Annotated in this window: 13 protein-coding genes; 8 read left to right on the forward strand and 5 right to left on the reverse strand. The window is 61.1% G+C overall.

Annotated elements, in window-relative coordinates; genetic code table 11:
* Nucleotides 1-20 precede the first annotated feature (20 nt).
* Both J3A65_RS11350 and J3A65_RS11355 read left to right on the forward strand, forming a co-directional pair.
* Nucleotides 21-656, forward strand: coding sequence for a hypothetical protein (locus J3A65_RS11350; protein ID WP_209901264.1), 636 nt, complete (start codon nucleotides 21-23; stop codon nucleotides 654-656).
* 112 nt (nucleotides 657-768) lie between these two features.
* Nucleotides 769-1,911, forward strand: a complete 1,143-nt coding sequence (locus J3A65_RS11355; RefSeq protein WP_245341519.1) for a lytic transglycosylase domain-containing protein — start codon at nucleotides 769-771, stop codon at nucleotides 1,909-1,911.
* Here the strand turns inward: J3A65_RS11355 and J3A65_RS11360 are convergent.
* Nucleotides 1,851-3,209: a serine hydrolase gene (locus tag J3A65_RS11360; RefSeq protein ID WP_209901266.1), complete on the reverse strand. Its 1,359-nt coding sequence runs from the start codon at nucleotides 3,207-3,209 to the stop codon at nucleotides 1,851-1,853. The two genes, J3A65_RS11355 and J3A65_RS11360, sit on opposite strands and share 61 nt — an antisense overlap.
* A gap of 108 nt (nucleotides 3,210-3,317) precedes the next feature.
* On the opposite strand from J3A65_RS11360, the gene J3A65_RS11365 reads away from it, so the two are divergent.
* From J3A65_RS11365 to J3A65_RS11385, 5 genes are all read left to right on the forward strand, one after another.
* The gene (locus J3A65_RS11365; RefSeq protein ID WP_209901268.1) at nucleotides 3,318-4,577 is read left to right on the forward strand and encodes a DUF3419 family protein; all 1,260 of its coding nucleotides are present in this window, start codon (nucleotides 3,318-3,320) and stop codon (nucleotides 4,575-4,577) included.
* The gene (locus J3A65_RS11370; RefSeq protein ID WP_113110672.1) at nucleotides 4,577-5,260 is read left to right on the forward strand and encodes a class I SAM-dependent methyltransferase; all 684 of its coding nucleotides are present in this window, start codon (nucleotides 4,577-4,579) and stop codon (nucleotides 5,258-5,260) included. The genes J3A65_RS11365 and J3A65_RS11370 overlap by 1 nt, the downstream gene beginning before the upstream one ends.
* A 133-nt stretch (nucleotides 5,261-5,393) precedes the next feature.
* A complete protein-coding gene (locus J3A65_RS11375; RefSeq protein WP_062456127.1) occupies nucleotides 5,394-6,188 on the forward strand; it encodes a GH25 family lysozyme in 795 nt (264 codons plus the stop codon).
* A gap of 130 nt (nucleotides 6,189-6,318) precedes the next feature.
* Nucleotides 6,319-7,548, forward strand: coding sequence for a lytic murein transglycosylase (locus tag J3A65_RS11380; RefSeq protein ID WP_192086331.1), 1,230 nt, complete (start codon nucleotides 6,319-6,321; stop codon nucleotides 7,546-7,548).
* An 89-nt stretch (nucleotides 7,549-7,637) separates the two neighbouring features.
* Complete coding sequence (locus J3A65_RS11385; protein ID WP_209901270.1) at nucleotides 7,638-8,552, forward strand: DMT family transporter; 915 nt, start codon at nucleotides 7,638-7,640, stop codon at nucleotides 8,550-8,552.
* A gap of 411 nt (nucleotides 8,553-8,963) precedes the next feature.
* Here the strand turns inward: J3A65_RS11385 and metF are convergent, their stop codons facing one another.
* The 4 genes from metF to J3A65_RS11405 form a co-directional block, all read right to left on the reverse strand.
* The gene (metF, locus tag J3A65_RS11390; protein ID WP_184653441.1) at nucleotides 8,964-9,860 is read right to left on the reverse strand and encodes a methylenetetrahydrofolate reductase [NAD(P)H]; all 897 of its coding nucleotides are present in this window, start codon (nucleotides 9,858-9,860) and stop codon (nucleotides 8,964-8,966) included.
* A gap of 10 nt (nucleotides 9,861-9,870) precedes the next feature.
* Complete coding sequence (locus tag J3A65_RS11395; RefSeq protein WP_209901272.1) at nucleotides 9,871-10,869, reverse strand: metalloregulator ArsR/SmtB family transcription factor; 999 nt, start codon at nucleotides 10,867-10,869, stop codon at nucleotides 9,871-9,873.
* Nucleotides 10,870-11,018: 149 nt separating this feature from the next.
* The gene (gene ettA, locus J3A65_RS11400) at nucleotides 11,019-12,668 is read right to left on the reverse strand and encodes an energy-dependent translational throttle protein EttA (protein WP_062456108.1); all 1,650 of its coding nucleotides are present in this window, start codon (nucleotides 12,666-12,668) and stop codon (nucleotides 11,019-11,021) included.
* A 120-nt stretch (nucleotides 12,669-12,788) separates the two neighbouring features.
* Nucleotides 12,789-14,591: a hypothetical protein gene (locus J3A65_RS11405; protein WP_209901274.1), complete on the reverse strand. Its 1,803-nt coding sequence runs from the start codon at nucleotides 14,589-14,591 to the stop codon at nucleotides 12,789-12,791.
* 149 nt (nucleotides 14,592-14,740) lie between these two features.
* Between J3A65_RS11405 and J3A65_RS11410 the strand changes: the two genes are divergently transcribed.
* On the forward strand, nucleotides 14,741-15,703 hold the full coding sequence (locus J3A65_RS11410) for an alpha/beta hydrolase (RefSeq protein WP_209901275.1): 963 nt from the start codon (nucleotides 14,741-14,743) through the stop codon (nucleotides 15,701-15,703).
* The last annotated feature ends 25 nt before the right edge of the window (nucleotides 15,704-15,728 follow it).

Raw genomic sequence — 15,728 nt, forward strand, 5'->3', positions numbered from 1 at the left:
GTGGGCTCCGGAGGAATGTGATGACGATCGAAACATGGTTCGCATTTGCCGCGACCGCTGTGGCCCTCGTCATCCTTCCCAACCCGCTGACGAGGACAGTCGCGCTCTATTCCAAGCAGCGCGGCCGTCTAAGCGCAGTCGTGACGGTCCCTGCATTGGCCTTGGGAGTGGGTCTCGCCTTCACCGCGGGCCTCGCGCCGCTACTGCTTGTCTGTTTCTACGCGCCATCGGCAATGACCGCGATCGGCTGGGTCGGCATCGCCTACGCCATGGTCTATGTACTCTGGTGCTTCCAGGACCCACAGGTCCGCGCGCCGCTCGCCGACAATGACAATCTGCCGACGCGGCGGTTTGACCGGATCTTCGCAGACGTCTTCGTTCGATGCGTTCGCACCCCCAGATACGCGATCATTCTTGCCGCGCTGACTGCACAGTTTCTGCGCCCTTCGCTGTCGCTCTCGCTCCAGGCCGAAGTGCTGACGGCGATTTTTCTCGCCTCCATCGCTGGCAGTGCGTTGGCACAGGCACTCATCCCCAGCCTTGCGCTGCGGGGCACAAAGCGATTTTCGAGGCGCAATCCAGCCTTGAACAAGCCCGGCACGGTATTCATCGCCAGGCGTGCCGTGACGGCTGGTTTCCGGCGAATCGCTGCTTGAGGAAACAGAAAGCGTCCTTCGACTTGCCGGGCGCCGCCTTATACGTTAATGGAAATCCACAATCGGTGACTTTTTGGCGGGTACGGTAACCATTTCAAATGAGAGCAACCTGATGACGGTGGTCAGATTCGTCAGCCGTAGAGCTGCTGTGGCGCTTGCGATGTCTTCCGTTCTGGCTGGATGCTCCAGCGTTGAGCGCGATACAAAAGTCGCGTCCGGTCAGCCGTCTCAGACCACGTCAGCTGACGGTCAGCTCGTCATCCAGTACAATTCTTCCGCCGCCGATCAATCTCAACAAATGGCGCCCGGCCAGACAATGGCGCAGATCGCCAAGAGCGGTCGCATTGCCGTTCCGGTTCCGCCGACCGTAGAAACCGTATCGGCTCAGAATGCCGCCATGGCGTCTCCGACCATGGCGCCGATCGTTGCCTTCACGCCGCCGCCGATCGCAACCGCGGTCCAGCCCGTGAGCCTTGCTTCGGCGCAGCCGCTCAAGCCGGCAGCCGGTTCGGTCATGACCCAGAAGTCGAGCCGTCTCGTGTCGCCGCCGGTAGCGACCGCCGTTGCGTCTGGCCAGATCCAGCCGGCAGCAGCGCAGGCCATCGCGCTCGACGAGGAAGAACTGACGCCGGATATGGTGGCGTTGCAATCGGTCGTGCCGACACCCCGTCCAGCCACGCTTACATCGAGCGCTATTGCTGGTGCTGCAACGCCGGCTGCCGCAAGCTCCACGCTTGCCTATGCAGCCGCTCCCCGCGCTGTGGCTGCGGTCTCGGCCATGGGCAATATCAAGGACTTTCCGGCGGCTCCCGGCGAGCCGATGCCGGATACCGCGTCGAACGCACCTGCAGACCTCAAGAAGCTCATCAAGCGCTATGCCGGTCTCTACGGCGTGCCGGAATCGCTGGTGCACCGCGTCGTCCATCGCGAAAGCAAATACAATCCCAAGGCCTACCACAAGAATGGCTACTGGGGCCTGATGCAGATCAAGTACTCGACCGCGAAGTCGATGGGCTATCAGGGCAAGCCGGAAGGCCTGCTGGACGCCGAGACCAATCTCAAATACGCGATCCGATATCTCCGCGGCGCCTGGCTCGTTGCCGACAACAAGAACGACAACGCCATCCGCCTCTATGCCCGCGGCTACTACTACGACGCCAAGCGCCGCGACATGCTGCATGTGCTGAAGGCCGATCAGAGCCCCACGACACCGGTCGCCTTTGCAACGGCGCCGAACAGCAAGCCCGGTTCGTAACCCAGCGACCGGGGCGTCAGCCCAAGCCGCACCACCACGAGATCCGCCGACGGCATGACAGCGATGGTCTGCCCGTCATGGCCCTGCAGATAGAACGTATCTTCAGGCAGAGCGACGTCGTCTGGCTTTGGTAGCCACGTCTGCATCTTCGAAAACCGTCCGCCCGAGTGCGCATTCGGCTCCTGCATCAGCCGCACGAAGCCGTCCGGCAGCAGACGCGTCCCGTTCCACACTCCGTCGCGCGCCAGAAACAGCCCGAACCGCGCCCAGTCGCGCCCGGTCGCATAGAGGTAGGAACTGCCGGCGAACGTCCCTGCCGCATCGGGCTCCATGACAGCACTTGTCATGCCGAGCGGATCGAACAAGGCCCTGGATGGATAGCCAAGAGCCGTCGCGCGATCACCGATCCTGTCCATCCAGATCCTCGACAGCAATACGCTGGAGCCCGACGAGTAACTGAAACGCGAACCGGGATCGGCCTCGAGCGGGATCGTTTCCGTGAAGGCGGCCATGTCGGGTTCGAGGTAGAGCATCCGTGTGACATCGGCGACGGCACCGTAATTCTCGTTGAAACCAAGCCCGCTTTCCATGGCGAGAAGGTTGGCAAGCGTGATTTCGCGTCGTTTGTCGTTGCTCCACGCGGGCAGAAGATCACGATCTCCGAGCGACATCCGGCCGCTGTTCATCAATGTGCCGATCAGCGCCGCATTGACGGTTTTCGTCATCGACCATCCCAGCAACGGCGTGTCCTTCGAGAAGCCCTCTCCATAAGCCTCGCCGACGATGCGCCCGTTTTTGACGACCACCACCGCCCGCATGCCAGGCCCGGTCAGTGCCTTATCCTCTAGAACCGCCATCACGCGCGGATCGCGTTCGACCCCCTGCCCCACCGGCCAGGCCGGAGCTTCATCGACGGAAGGTGATGATCGCGGCGGCAGCGCGACTTGCGGCAACGCCGAACCATCCGGCGAAACGGTGCAGCCGAGGCCAGGCCTGTAGGTTGCCTGATTGGTTCCGATGAAGCCAAGCAGCCCGGCATCGACCCGACCGGCATCGCGGTCGACGGTCACCCGCATCATCAGGAGCAGCGGGTTGCCCGGCGCCTGCACGTCGCTCGCCAGCACCTCTTGCGGATCGCGTCCGGCCAGAAACACGTTGGAGCAGACGATCTTGGCCGCATAGCCGCTTCCGACCCGAAGCAGTTGCGGCGGCGCAATGGTGATCCACGCCAGTCCCCCGAAGATACCAAGTACCAATGCCCCGGCAGTTCCCGTCACGATCCGCTTCATCAGGCGCATATGTCAAATGTCCTTGTTCACCAACAGCCCGCGTCATCCAGCTGTAGCATGCCGGGTTTAGGCCTGCGTTCTACAGATCGCGAAATAATTCACGCAGCGAGAGACGCAATGGCCGACGTCGTCAGGGAAACCGGTTTCACCAGCAATCAGAAGCTCAAGGATGCGCTGCTCCAGCACAAACTATTTTCGCGCGAAGGGCTGTCGGAACGGCTGTTCGGGCTCCTGTTTTCCGGTCTCGTCTATCCTCAGATCTGGGAAGATCCAGACGTCGACATGGAAGCAATGGAGCTCTCATCGGAGCATGCGATCGTCACCATCGGCTCCGGTGGCTGCAATATGCTGGCCTACCTCTCCCGCAATCCGCGCAGCATCGATGTCGTGGATCTCAACCCCCACCATGTCGCGCTGAATCGGCTGAAGCTCGCGGCATTCCGTCATCTGCCGAGCCATATGGATGTCGTCAGGTTTCTCTCGGCGCAGGGTACACGATCGAACAGCGTCACCTTCGACAGACTGATCGCGTCGCATCTGGATCGCGCAACCCGCAGTTACTGGCAGAAGCGGTCTATCACCGGCCGTCGCCGCGTCTCCGTGTTCGACCGCAACATCTACCGCACCGGGCTTCTCGGCCGGTTCATCGCCGCGGGACACCTTCTGGCGCGCCTGCATGGCGTCGATCTGACGAAGATGGCGCAGACCAAATCGGTCCGAGATCAGCGCCGCTTCTTCGACGAAGAGATCGCGCCCCTGTTCGACAGAAAACTGGTCCGCTGGATTACCTCGAACAAGAGCTCGCTGTTCGGACTTGGCATTCCGCCGCAGCAATATGACGAGCTGGCCGGCATGGCGACCGGCGGCAGCGATAACGGCTCAATCGCGACCGTGCTGCGGGAGCGTCTCGAAAAGCTCGCCTGTCATTTTCCTCTGAAGGACAATTATTTCGCCTGGCAGGCGTTCGTCCGCCGCTATCCCGCCGCCCACGAAGGCACGCTGCCCACCTATCTCAAGGCCGGCAACTACAAGGCGATCCGTGCCGCCACAGACCGGGTCGCGGTTCACCACGAGAGTTTCACCGCTCTCCTCAAGCGCAAGACGGCAGGCTCAATCGATCGCTACGTCTTGCTGGACGCGCAGGACTGGATGAACGACCAGCAGATCAACGACCTCTGGTCTGAGATCGACCGGACGGCCGCTGTCGGCGCCCGGGTGATCTTCCGGACGGCCGCCGAGCGCAGCGTCATCGAGGGGCGCCTCTCGCCCTCGCTTGCCGCCCGCTGGACCTATCTCGACGCGCGCTCGCAGGCCCTCAACCTGCAGGACCGCTCCGCCATCTACGGCGGCTTCCATGTCTACGCGAAGGCCGACTGATGGCAGAGACCGACGCAGGCAACCTCGAACCGGCCAATCGCGAAGAGATCGGCCATGCCGGCAGGATGGATCGGATGTACCGCTACCAGCGGCATATCTACGACCTCACCCGCAAATACTATCTCCTGGGACGCGATGGCACGATCGCAGGCCTTGCCCCGCCAGTCGGAGGAAGCGTGCTGGAAGTCGGCTGCGGAACCGGCCGCAACCTTCTCCTCTCCCACAAGCTTTTCCCGAACGCGAAACTTTACGGCCTCGATATCTCCGCGCAGATGCTCCAGACGGCAGACGCGAATTTCCGCGGCACAGGAATAAAGCCTATTCTGAAGGTCGCAGATGCCACGACATTCACGGCGGAGGAGTTCGGCGTCAACGGTTTCGACCGGATCCTCATTTCCTACGCCCTGTCGATGATCCCAGACTGGGAGAAGGCGATCGACGCCGCCCTTGCGGCGCTGTCGCCTCAAGGGTCGCTGCATATCATCGACTTCGGACAGCAGGAAAACCTGCCGAACGTCATGGGATCTGCGCTCAAATCCTGGCTCGCCCGCTTTCATGTGACCCCGCGCGCCACTCTCGAACAGGCGCTGGAAAAGCGTCTCGCACCGGCAAAGGCCGACATGATGTTCGAGGTGATCGGTAGCGGCTATGCCTGGCGGGCGATCCTTCGCCGCCGGGGATAATCACTAAGCGTATTCCAGATCTTGCTTTCTAACTGAATTTTTACGAGCTTATGGTAAACGGGACGCTACGCCTCCCTTTTGCCCACTCGATCGCGGACAAGGCTCTTTGTCTCTGCCCTAACACGGAACCTTCATGCCCCGGCTTCCAACCGTTCTTTCTGCTGCCGTCCTGTCTGCCGCGCTTCTGATGTCCGGTTGTACGTCCACAAGCTACGATCTGGTCGATACTGGCTCTGTCCGGCAGATGAAGTTCAAGGACACGGATCCGCAGGATTTCGGCGCCAACCATCCGGGCCGCCACGAGGTTCACGGCATCGACCTGTCGAAATGGAACGGCACCGACATCGACTGGCAGACGGTGAAGAAATCCGGCGTCGCCTTCGTCTTCATCAAGGGAACCGAGGGCAAGGACCGCATCGATTCCGCCTTCACCACCCATTGGCGCAACGCCGCCAATGCGGGCATTCCGCACGCGGCCTATCACTTCTACTACTTCTGCTCGACACCGGAAGATCAGGCAGACTGGTTCATCGCCAATGTTCCCAAGGAAGCAAACATGCTGCCGCCGGTACTGGACATGGAGTGGAACCACGCCTCGCCCACCTGCAAGCTGAAGCCGGATCCGCAGACCGTGCGGGCCAGCATGAAACGCTTCATGGACAGGATCGAGGCCCACTACGGCAAGCGGCCGATCATCTACACGTCGGTCGATTTCCACCGCGACAACCTCGTCGGCGCCTTCCCCAACTACCATTTCTGGGTTCGCTCGGTCGCCGCCCATCCGACCAAGATCTATACGGACCGCAAGTGGGCGTTCTGGCAATACACGGCAACAGGCGTTGTCCCGGGCGTCAAAGGCGCAACCGATATCAATGTCTTTGCCGGAAACAGCAAAGCGTGGAAGACGTTTATTGCGTCGGCCGACTGATGTGCTAACCCGCACAAGCTCTCTGGCAATGTATCTGACGTTACGCTAAAACCGGCGCGACCTGAGGGTCTGCGCCCATGTCCACCAGTGACCATGTCGCGCGGAAGAAATCGATTTTAGGAAACCGCTGATGTCTTCGACACTTGTCCGCCGCGCAGCTTTGGCTTGTGCTCTCGCCGCCTGCCTCTCTTCCACCGCCCTTGCCCAGACAGCCACTCAGCCGACCGCTCCGCCAATTCCGGCAGCACCTTGCGGCGGCGATCTTGCGACCTTCCTCGACGGCGTCAAGGCTGACGCGATCAAAGCCGGCGCTACCGCTGCCGCCGCGGATCAGGCATTTGCAGGCGCCGAGATCGACCAGAAGGTTCTGTCACGCGACCGCGCGCAGGGCGTCTTCCGCCAGACCTTCCTCGAATTCTCGCAGCGCACCGTCAGCCAGGGCCGCCTCGATATCGGTCGTCAGAAGATGAAGCAGCTTTCGGACGTGTTCGGCCGCGCCCAGAGCGAATTCGGTGTTGCGCCGGGAGTCATCACCGCATTCTGGGCGATGGAAACCGATTTCGGTGCCGTTCAGGGCGATTTCAACACCCGCAACGCGCTTGTCACGCTGTCGCATGATTGCCGCCGTCCGGGCCTGTTCCGGCCGCAGCTGATCGCGCTGATCGAAATGGTCCAGCACGGCGATCTCGACCCGGCCACCAACACCGGCGCCTGGGCCGGCGAAATCGGCCAGGTGCAGATGCTGCCGGAAGACATCATCGCCCACGGCGTCGATGGCGACAACAGCGGCCACATCAACGTCAAGACGAGCGGTCCCGACGCCATCCTGACGGCGGCCAAATTCATTCAGAGCATGGGCTTCACGCCCGGCCAGCCCTGGATCCAGGAAGTGACGTTGCCGGAAAGCCTGCCCTTCGAAAAGAGCGGCCTCGGCAACGAGATCCCCGCCAGCGAATGGTTCTCCTACGGTGTCACGCCGCGCGATGGTGTCACGTCCTTTGGCAACCTGCCGGCAGCACTCGTTCTGCCGCAGGGCCGCAAGGGACCCGCGTTCCTAACCTATCCGAACTTCGGTATCTACCTGCAGTGGAACCAGTCGTTCATCTACACGACGTCTGCCGCCTATTTCGCCACCCGCCTCTCCGGCGCCCCGCCTTACCTGAAGGGCAACCCGGAACCGGGTCTCGACGATACGGGCATGAAGGCACTGCAGACCAAGCTTCAGGCGCATGGCTATGACGTCGGCAAGATCGATGGCATTCTGGGCTCCGGCACGCGCGTTGCCGTCCAGAAGGAACAGGCGCGCCTCGGCATGCCGGCCGACGGCTGGCCGACCCAGGCTTTGCTGTCCGCGCTCTGATCAGCGGGCCTTGCATCACATGACATGAAACGGGTGGCGGGCTGACCGCCGCCCGTTTTTTCTTCGAGCAGCATCAATAAAGGCATTCCATGTCATCCGCCGCAGCCAGACTGACCCCCGTCGCCTGGGCATTGCTGTTCGTGCTCGGCCTTCTCTGGGGCGGCTCGTTCTTCTTCGCCCGCATCGCCGTCCAGGAAGTACCGCCGTTCACTCTGGTGTTTCTGCGCCTCGGTCTTGCGGCGCTCGCTCTCCACATCTACCTGCACGGCCGCACCGGAACCTACTCCATCCTTGCCACCCACTGGCGCGCCTTTGTCGCAATGGGCTTCCTCAACAACGCTCTGCCGCACACGCTGATCTTCTTCGGCCAGACGGAGATCGGCGCAGGCCTTGCCTCGATCCTCAACGCGACGACGCCGATCTGGACCGTCATCATCGCCAACCAGTGGACGTCGGACGAAAAGCTGACCGGGGCAAAGCTTGCCGGATGCGCTGCTGGCCTTGTGGGCACCTGCATCCTGATCGGCCCGAGCACGATCACGGATACGGCGGCGCCGCTCTGGGCGCTGCTGCTGCCCATCTGCGCTGCGATCTCCTACGGTATCGCCGGCACCTACGGCAAACGCTTTCGCGGCCTGCCGGCACCGGTGACGGCCACGGGACAGCTCACGGCGTCGAGCCTGATGATGCTACCGGTCTCGCTGGTGGCAGACCAGCCATGGGCGCTCGCCACACCGTCCACACAGGCGATCCTGGCCATCGTGGCGCTGGCCTTGCTCTCGACCGCACTTGGCTACCTGATCTTCTTCAAGGTCCTGGCGCTGGCAGGCGCAACCAACGCGTCGCTCGTCACGCTGCTCATCCCTCCGAGCGCCATTCTCTTAGGCGTATTCTTTCTCGGCGAGCGACTGGAATGGACGGATATTGCCGGCATGGCCGTTATCTGCGCGGGCCTCCTTCTGCTGGACGGGCGAATCCTTCGCACCCGCACAACGGCGAGATAGTCCACGCCCAATACGATGTTGTTAACCGCCTGATCGAGATATTTAACACTTTGAAAACTTCCGTTAACGGGGCTTTCCGTTGTCAAATCAATAAGATGGAAAATGATCGGTCGGTTTCGGCCGCATCTTGATGCGCCGCAGCACAGTTTCCCTCTTTCCATTTGCCATGAAACAGACATAAACTCTGTCAGTCAACGCAAGGAGGCAGACATGGGAAGAACCTACCCTCTCAATGTCCTGGTGGTTGGTATTGCGTTTGTGTTCGTCGCTTCGATGTTGTTCATCTAGACGCATTCCAAAACAACGCATGCAACCGGTGACCGGTGATACCTCGGACTGACCGTTTGATAATCGGCAGCATTACAAAAGCGCATGTTCCCGCATGGAACATGCGCTTTTTCATTGTCGGCGCTACGCAGCGTTACCGACGTTTGCATTCTTGTCAGGATGCCGGCCAAGCCGTTCCAGCACACCTGAGACCAGCGGGACGCGGTTCATCGTGTAGAGATGGAAGTGATCGTGACCGCGGCGCATCAGGTCTGCGATCTGCTCGGCCGCGACATCGGCCGCCACCTTGGCACGATCATCAGGCTTGTCGTCCAGACCTTCGAAGCGGGCATCGAGAAACGCCGGAACGGTGGCGCCGCAGCGGCCCGCAAAACGCTTCAGCTGAGTCAGGTTCTGGATCGGCATGATACCGGGCACGATCGGGATGGTGATGCCCGCCGCATGAACGGCCTCGAGATAGCGCTCGAACACTTCGTTGTCGAAGAAGAACTGCGTCAGGGCACGGTTGGCACCTGCATCTGCCTTGCGCTTGAGCGTATCGATATCGGCGGCCATGCTCGGGCTTTCCGGATGCATTTCCGGATAGGCAGAGACGGAAATATCCATGTCGCCATACTCGACCAGCATGCGAACGAGATCGGCCGTGTCGGAGAACCCGTCGGGATGCGGCGTATAGGCCGCGCCGACGCCTGCGCTCGAATCCCCACGCAGCGCGACGATGCGACGAACGCCCGCTGCCCGGTACTCCTCGACAACAGACTTCACCTCCTCGCGCGCGGCATCGACGCAGGTCAGATGCGCAGCGGTCTGGAGTTTGGCATCGTTGATCATACGCTGAACCGCTGCGAGCGTCGGCTCGCGCGTGGAGCCTCCGGCGCCATAGGTCATCGTGACGAATTCCGGCTTGAAGGCTGCAAGCGCATCGACCGTTTCCCAGAGCTGCGTCTGCATCTCATCGGACTTCGGCGGAAAGAACTCGTAGGAGAGCTTGAACGGGGCCTTGGCTGCGGGTGTATCCATGATCAGGCTCCTAGATAACGGTTTCGGCGAGAGCGGGTGTGTCGGCTTTCGCCATCAGCAGGCGACGGTCGCCGGCAAGCCATACGGTCACCGTAAGCGCGCCTTCCCGGCCCGGGCTGAGGTCGATCACCTTCTGGACGTCCAGGCCAACTCTGTTCAGCCACTCGTTCATCGCCTGATGGGAAAAACCGAGGCGCAGATGCGCGTGCTCGTCACGCAGATGCTCCAGCGCATGCGGCGCAAAATCGACGATCAGCAATCGTCCGCCGGGCCGCAGCATGCGGGCAGCTTCGGCAATCGCAAGATCCGGCCGGTCGAGAAAATGCAGCACCTGGTGAATGGTGATGAGATCGAAATCCTGGCCTTCGACAGGCGGATTGAGAATGTCGCCGTGCCGGACCGATGCCTTGACGATACCTGCATCGTCGAGATTGGATCGGGCGACAGCCAGCATGTCGCGGCTGGCATCGACACCGATCGCGCGGCGATAGCGGCTTGCCAGCAACTGCAGGATCCAGCCCGTTCCCGTGCCGAGATCGAGCAGCGAATCAACCGGCGATGGGCCGATCAGCCGCAGCAGCGCCTCTTCGACCGTCTCGTCGCTCGCATGCAGACGACGAAGCTCGTCCCACTGCGAAGCGTTGCGGCTGAAATACTCCTGCGCCTTCGCCGAGCGCTCGTTTTTCACAGTTGTCAGACGCTCGCGGTCGCGCACGAGGACCGGATCCTCCTGCGAAGCGGAGGCGAGCAAAGTCTGGACCAGTGCGGCGCCGTTCCCTTCCTGACGCAGCCGAAAGTAAGCCCAGGCGCCTTCCTGGTATCGCTCGATCAGCGCTTCTTCGGTCAACAGCTTGAGATGACGCGAAATCCGCGGCTGGGACTGACCTAGAATTTCGGTCAGATCCGTGACGGTCAGATCGCCTGCGGCCAAAAGCACCAGCAAACGAAACCGTGTGGGCTCCCCTGCTGTCTTCAGCACATCTACCAGTTCATCAAGGACCAACCCCATACAACACGCCTTCACAATCAACATATAAAGATATGTTTATGTGATTTCAAATTGCCACGCAAGACGCAACAGAAGCTGAGCAGGCATTCCTACAAAAAAACCCGGGGACGACCCCGGGTTTTGTAAGCTTCTAACTGCGTCTTTCGCAGTTAGCGCGTCAGGCGCTTGTGAGCCTGGCTGCCGGGATTGAGAGCATCAGGGCCAAGACGACGGATCTTGTCCTCTTCGTAATCCTCGAAGTTGCCTTCGAACCATTCCACATGGCCATCGCCTTCAAATGCGAGGATATGCGTCGCCAACCGGTCGAGGAACATGCGATCATGGCTGATGATGATCGCGCAGCCGGCAAACGCTTCGAGCGCGCTTTCGAGAGCACCCAGCGTTTCCGTATCAAGGTCGTTGGTCGGTTCGTCGAGCAGCAGAACGTTGCCGCCGGCCTTCAGCATCTTGGCAAGGTGAACGCGGTTACGCTGACCACCCGACAGGTTGCCGACCTTTTGCTGCTGATCGCCGCCCTTGAAGTTGAAAGCGCCGCAATAGGCGCGGGAGTTCATGTCGAACTTGCCGAGCTTGATGACTTCGGCACCGCCCGAGATTTCTTCCCACACCGTCTTGTTGCCGTCGAGAGCGTCGCGGCTCTGGTCGACATAGCCGAGATGCACGGTTTCACCGATGCGGACAGAACCGGCATCCGGCTTTTCCTGTCCGGTAATCATCTTGAACAGGGTCGTCTTGCCGGCGCCGTTCGGGCCGATAATGCCGACGATGCCGCCTGGCGGCAGCTTGATCGACAGGTCGTTGATCAGCGTGCGGCCTTCAAAGCCCTTGTTGATGCCTTCCATCTCGATCACCACCTGGCCGAGACGCTCGGACACGGGGATGATGATCTGCGCATCGCCGGGACGGATGCCGTCGGCAGCATCGACCAGCTGTTCGTAGGCCTTGATACGGGCCTTCGACTTGGCCTGACGGGCCTTCGGGCTGGAGGCGATCCATTCCTGTTCGCGCGAAATCGCCTTCTGGCGGCCGGCATCTTCGCGGGACTCCTGCTGCATGCGCTTGGCCTTCGCCAGCAGGTAAGCCGAGTAGTTGCCTTCGTATGGAATCCCGCGGCCGCGGTCGAGCTCGAGGATCCAGCCGGTGACGTTGTCGAGGAAGTAGCGATCGTGGGTAATCATCATCACGGCGCCGGGATAGTCGCGCAGGTGCTTTTCGAGCCAGGCGATGGTCTCGGCGTCAAGGTGGTTGGTCGGTTCGTCGAGGAGCAGCAGGTCCGGCTGCGACAGAAGCAGACGGCAGAGCGCGATACGGCGACGCTCACCACCCGAAAGCAGCGTGACGTCCGAATCCTTCGGCGGGCAGCGTAGCGCTTCCATCGCCATTTCGACCTGCTTGTCGAGATCCCAGAGGTTCTGTGCGTCGATGACGTCCTGGAGCTTGGCGCCTTCGTCGGCGGTCTCGTCGGAATAGTTCATCATCAGTTCGTTGTAGCGCTCGAGCACCGCGGTCTTGGCAGCGACGCCGACCATGACGTTCTCGAAAGCCGTCTTCGTCGGGTCGAGATGCGGTTCCTGCTCGAGATAGCCGACGGTCGCACCTTCAGCGAGCCAGGCCTCACCGGTGAACTCCTTGTCCTGTCCGGCGATGATGCGCAGAACCGTCGACTTACCCGCACCGTTCGGACCGAGGATACCGATCTTGGCATCCGGATAGAAGGACAGGTTGACGTTCTCGAGGATCTTCTTGGCGCCGTAGGACTTGTTCAGCCCCGACATGTGATAGATGAACTGACGTGCCATGGATAAATGTGCTCCGGGGAATTTGTTTGCCCGCTATGTAGGCGAAGACGGGCCTGGGAGCAACGCATACGAGGCGCAAACCATGCGCTTTCCGAACGGAATCGTGGGACCGGAGGCTTTCTAGCGCAGGTTTGCGTGGTCGATCCGGAAAAGCTGAAACGGATTTGCGCGACCGGTCTCGAGCCGTGCGAGACCGGGCCAGTCCTTGCCCGCGGACAATGCATCGTAGAGCGGCGCCGATCCAGGCTCAGCCTGCGCAGGGAAACGGCAGACCGCCACATAATCGAACGGTGCAAGCGCTTCGCGACGCGTCTCTGGGTCGGTTGTGATGAAGGCTGTATAGGCGTTCGCCATCCCGCGTGAGGCCCGGTGAAACGGGATCGGCCCGACTGTTAGTCCTGAAGGCATCGGGTTCCTCAGCACCGACATGGCAAGTGTCGGGGGTGCTAGAAGATGCCCTTGGCCGAGATTTGTGAGAGCGGACATGTCGCCGGCCTTGCAGTCGTCGATGGTCATCGCCTGAACGGCATCGCCGTGTATCGTTTGTGGCCGCGAAAGGCTCCAGAGACCGACCATGAGCAGAAAGACGCCGGTCCCGACGCTGAACAAGGTCCTTGACGCTCGGCCGGGCTGCCTTGATGTCTGATCGATATGGCGGAGCGCCAGTGGCACGAAAAGTGCGGCGAAGACGAATGGAAAGCGGATATAGCGAAGCAGACCGGTTGCCAGAAGCACACTGACGAGTGCGGTGACGAACAGGATCGCAAGGGCAGGATTACCGGCGCGAACCTCACGCAAGACCCGTGGCGCCGCAAGAGCCAGTATGGTGAGGAAAATACCGATCAACAAGATGCCCGGCAAGGGCGAGCCGCCTGCATAATGGAGCAGTCCTTGCTCCTGCGGCACCCGGTCGAACCATAGCTGCTTTGCAAGCGGATCCATCCCGGCATAGGGGCCCGCAAGGCATTCAGGAAAAGAGATTCCGGTTGCAACGATGACGCCGATCGAGGCAGCGGCAAGAACGGGCAGTTTTACCCAGCCGGATGCATCCGCGAAACATCTGCAGGCAATCCAGGATGTGCCGGACAGACCGACAAGAAGACCGATATAGGGTGCAGAAAACGCATCGCACTGCGTCGACATCGTACCTGAGGCGCCAAGCAGTACCAAAGCTGTTGGAACAGTGGCGATACATATTGTGGCCGACGCCGCCGAGAGCGTTTCGGCCGCCCTGGTCGCCCCTGCGACGAATGCCACAACAAGTCCGCCGAACATGATGACCAGGAACGGCAGACCTTCGAGTGCGATGGCGACCGACATGACGGTGCCTACCCCGACAACGATACCGCCGATACGATCGAAGCGGACAAGACCGTAAGCGACAGCCATCAGTGCAACGATCTGAAAATTGTGATGGTCGATCCGACCGGGCGAAAATTCGAAGACCGCATACAGCATCGCAAACGTCCCAGCCGCCAGCCGGAGATAACGAATCCCCTCGGTGATCGGAGCAATGCGTTTCCAGATCATGGCAACAAACAGCCCATAGACCGAAAGCAGCATCGGAGGCCAGATCAACAGGGACGCGGAGATGGCGCCGTCGCGGCCGAGCAGCGGCGTCAGCAGAAGCGAAAGGCCGGCATAGGGAAGGTCGACGAGACGAGACCAGGGCGAGACGTAGATCCCTGGGCTGTCGATCATCGGCAATGTCAGGTCCCAGAAGAACCCGGATGCGGATAACAGATGGCGAATCTGAACGCCCCGGAGAACATCATCCACATCCGCGAAGAACAGCCGTCCATCGGAAAGGTCGAGTAGCAGCAAAAGGAGTGCCGTCAGATAGACAACGAAAAAGATCCGCAGAAGCGATCCTTCCTGCCGCGTCGATGACGCGCCTGCCTCGCCTCTCCTCGCGCCAGCCATCCTCGAAGCCACCTGCGTTTTGCCCTTCAGCACCGGCTTACCTAGCTTGAATTAACATTGCGCTACCGGATTGCCTCTGCGAAAGATCGAACGGGAGAAGCGGCCGGGCAGGACAAGCGACTGACAGCGTCGGTGCCGCAGGAATAGCGATGTTTGACACAACCAACTGGCTCGATAGTTCGACGGGCGCGCGCCTAGCATTTCATTATCAACCCGCGACATCGGACGGCCGTGGCGTCATCCTCGTCTTGCACGGTCTCGCCGACCATTCCCGCCGTTACCGGCGGTTTGCCGAGGCGATGGCGACGCACGGTTTTCATGTCTATGCGCCCGACCATCGCGGCCATGGCGAGACCACGGCACCCGGCTTACCGATCGGCCGATTTGCCTTGCGGGACGGTGCAAGCATCGTGACCGCGGATGTGAAAGCGGTTCGCGATCTCGCCGCCAAGGGGCATCCGGGCCTGCCGATCATTCTCTTGGGGCATTCGATGGGCGGCCTCATCGCCCTCAATGCCGCGATCGATTATCCGCAGGCCTTCGACGGGATTGCCGTCTGGAACTCCAACTTCAATCCAGGCCTCGCCGGGCGCGGTGCCCAAGCAATTCTGCTTGTCGAGCGCGCGCTAAAAGGGTCTGATGTTCCAAGCACGCATCTGCCGAAACTCACTTTCGGGGCATGGGGAAAATCGATCCCCGGCCATCATACGGATTTCGACTGGCTGAGCCACGACCAAACCGAAGTCGATGCCTACATCGCCGACCCGCTCTGCGGCTTCGATGCCAGCGTCTCGCTCTGGCTCGACATCTTCGAGATGTCCTACCGGGGCCCCGCGCTTCTGGACCGCCTGCCCGCCGACTTGCCGGTCAATCTGGTCGGTGGCACGGACGATCCGGCGACGGATGGAGGGCGCGCCATCCGCTGGCTCGCGGACAGGTTCCAGAAACGCGGCATGCACAATGTCGAGACGATCATCTACCCGCAAACCCGCCACGAGACCCTGAACGATCGCGTCCGGGACCGCGCGACCAACGCCTTCGCCGAATGGGCGAAAACGCTCACCTCGCGTCGCTCAGATCCGTCGCGCGATACCCGCACGCAAACGGAATGAGTTCATGACATTTCCTCAAGTGCGC

Source organism: Rhizobium sp. PvP014 (genome assembly GCF_017876855.1).
In the GTDB taxonomy this organism is placed as follows: Bacteria; Pseudomonadota; Alphaproteobacteria; order Rhizobiales; family Rhizobiaceae; genus Neorhizobium; species Neorhizobium soli.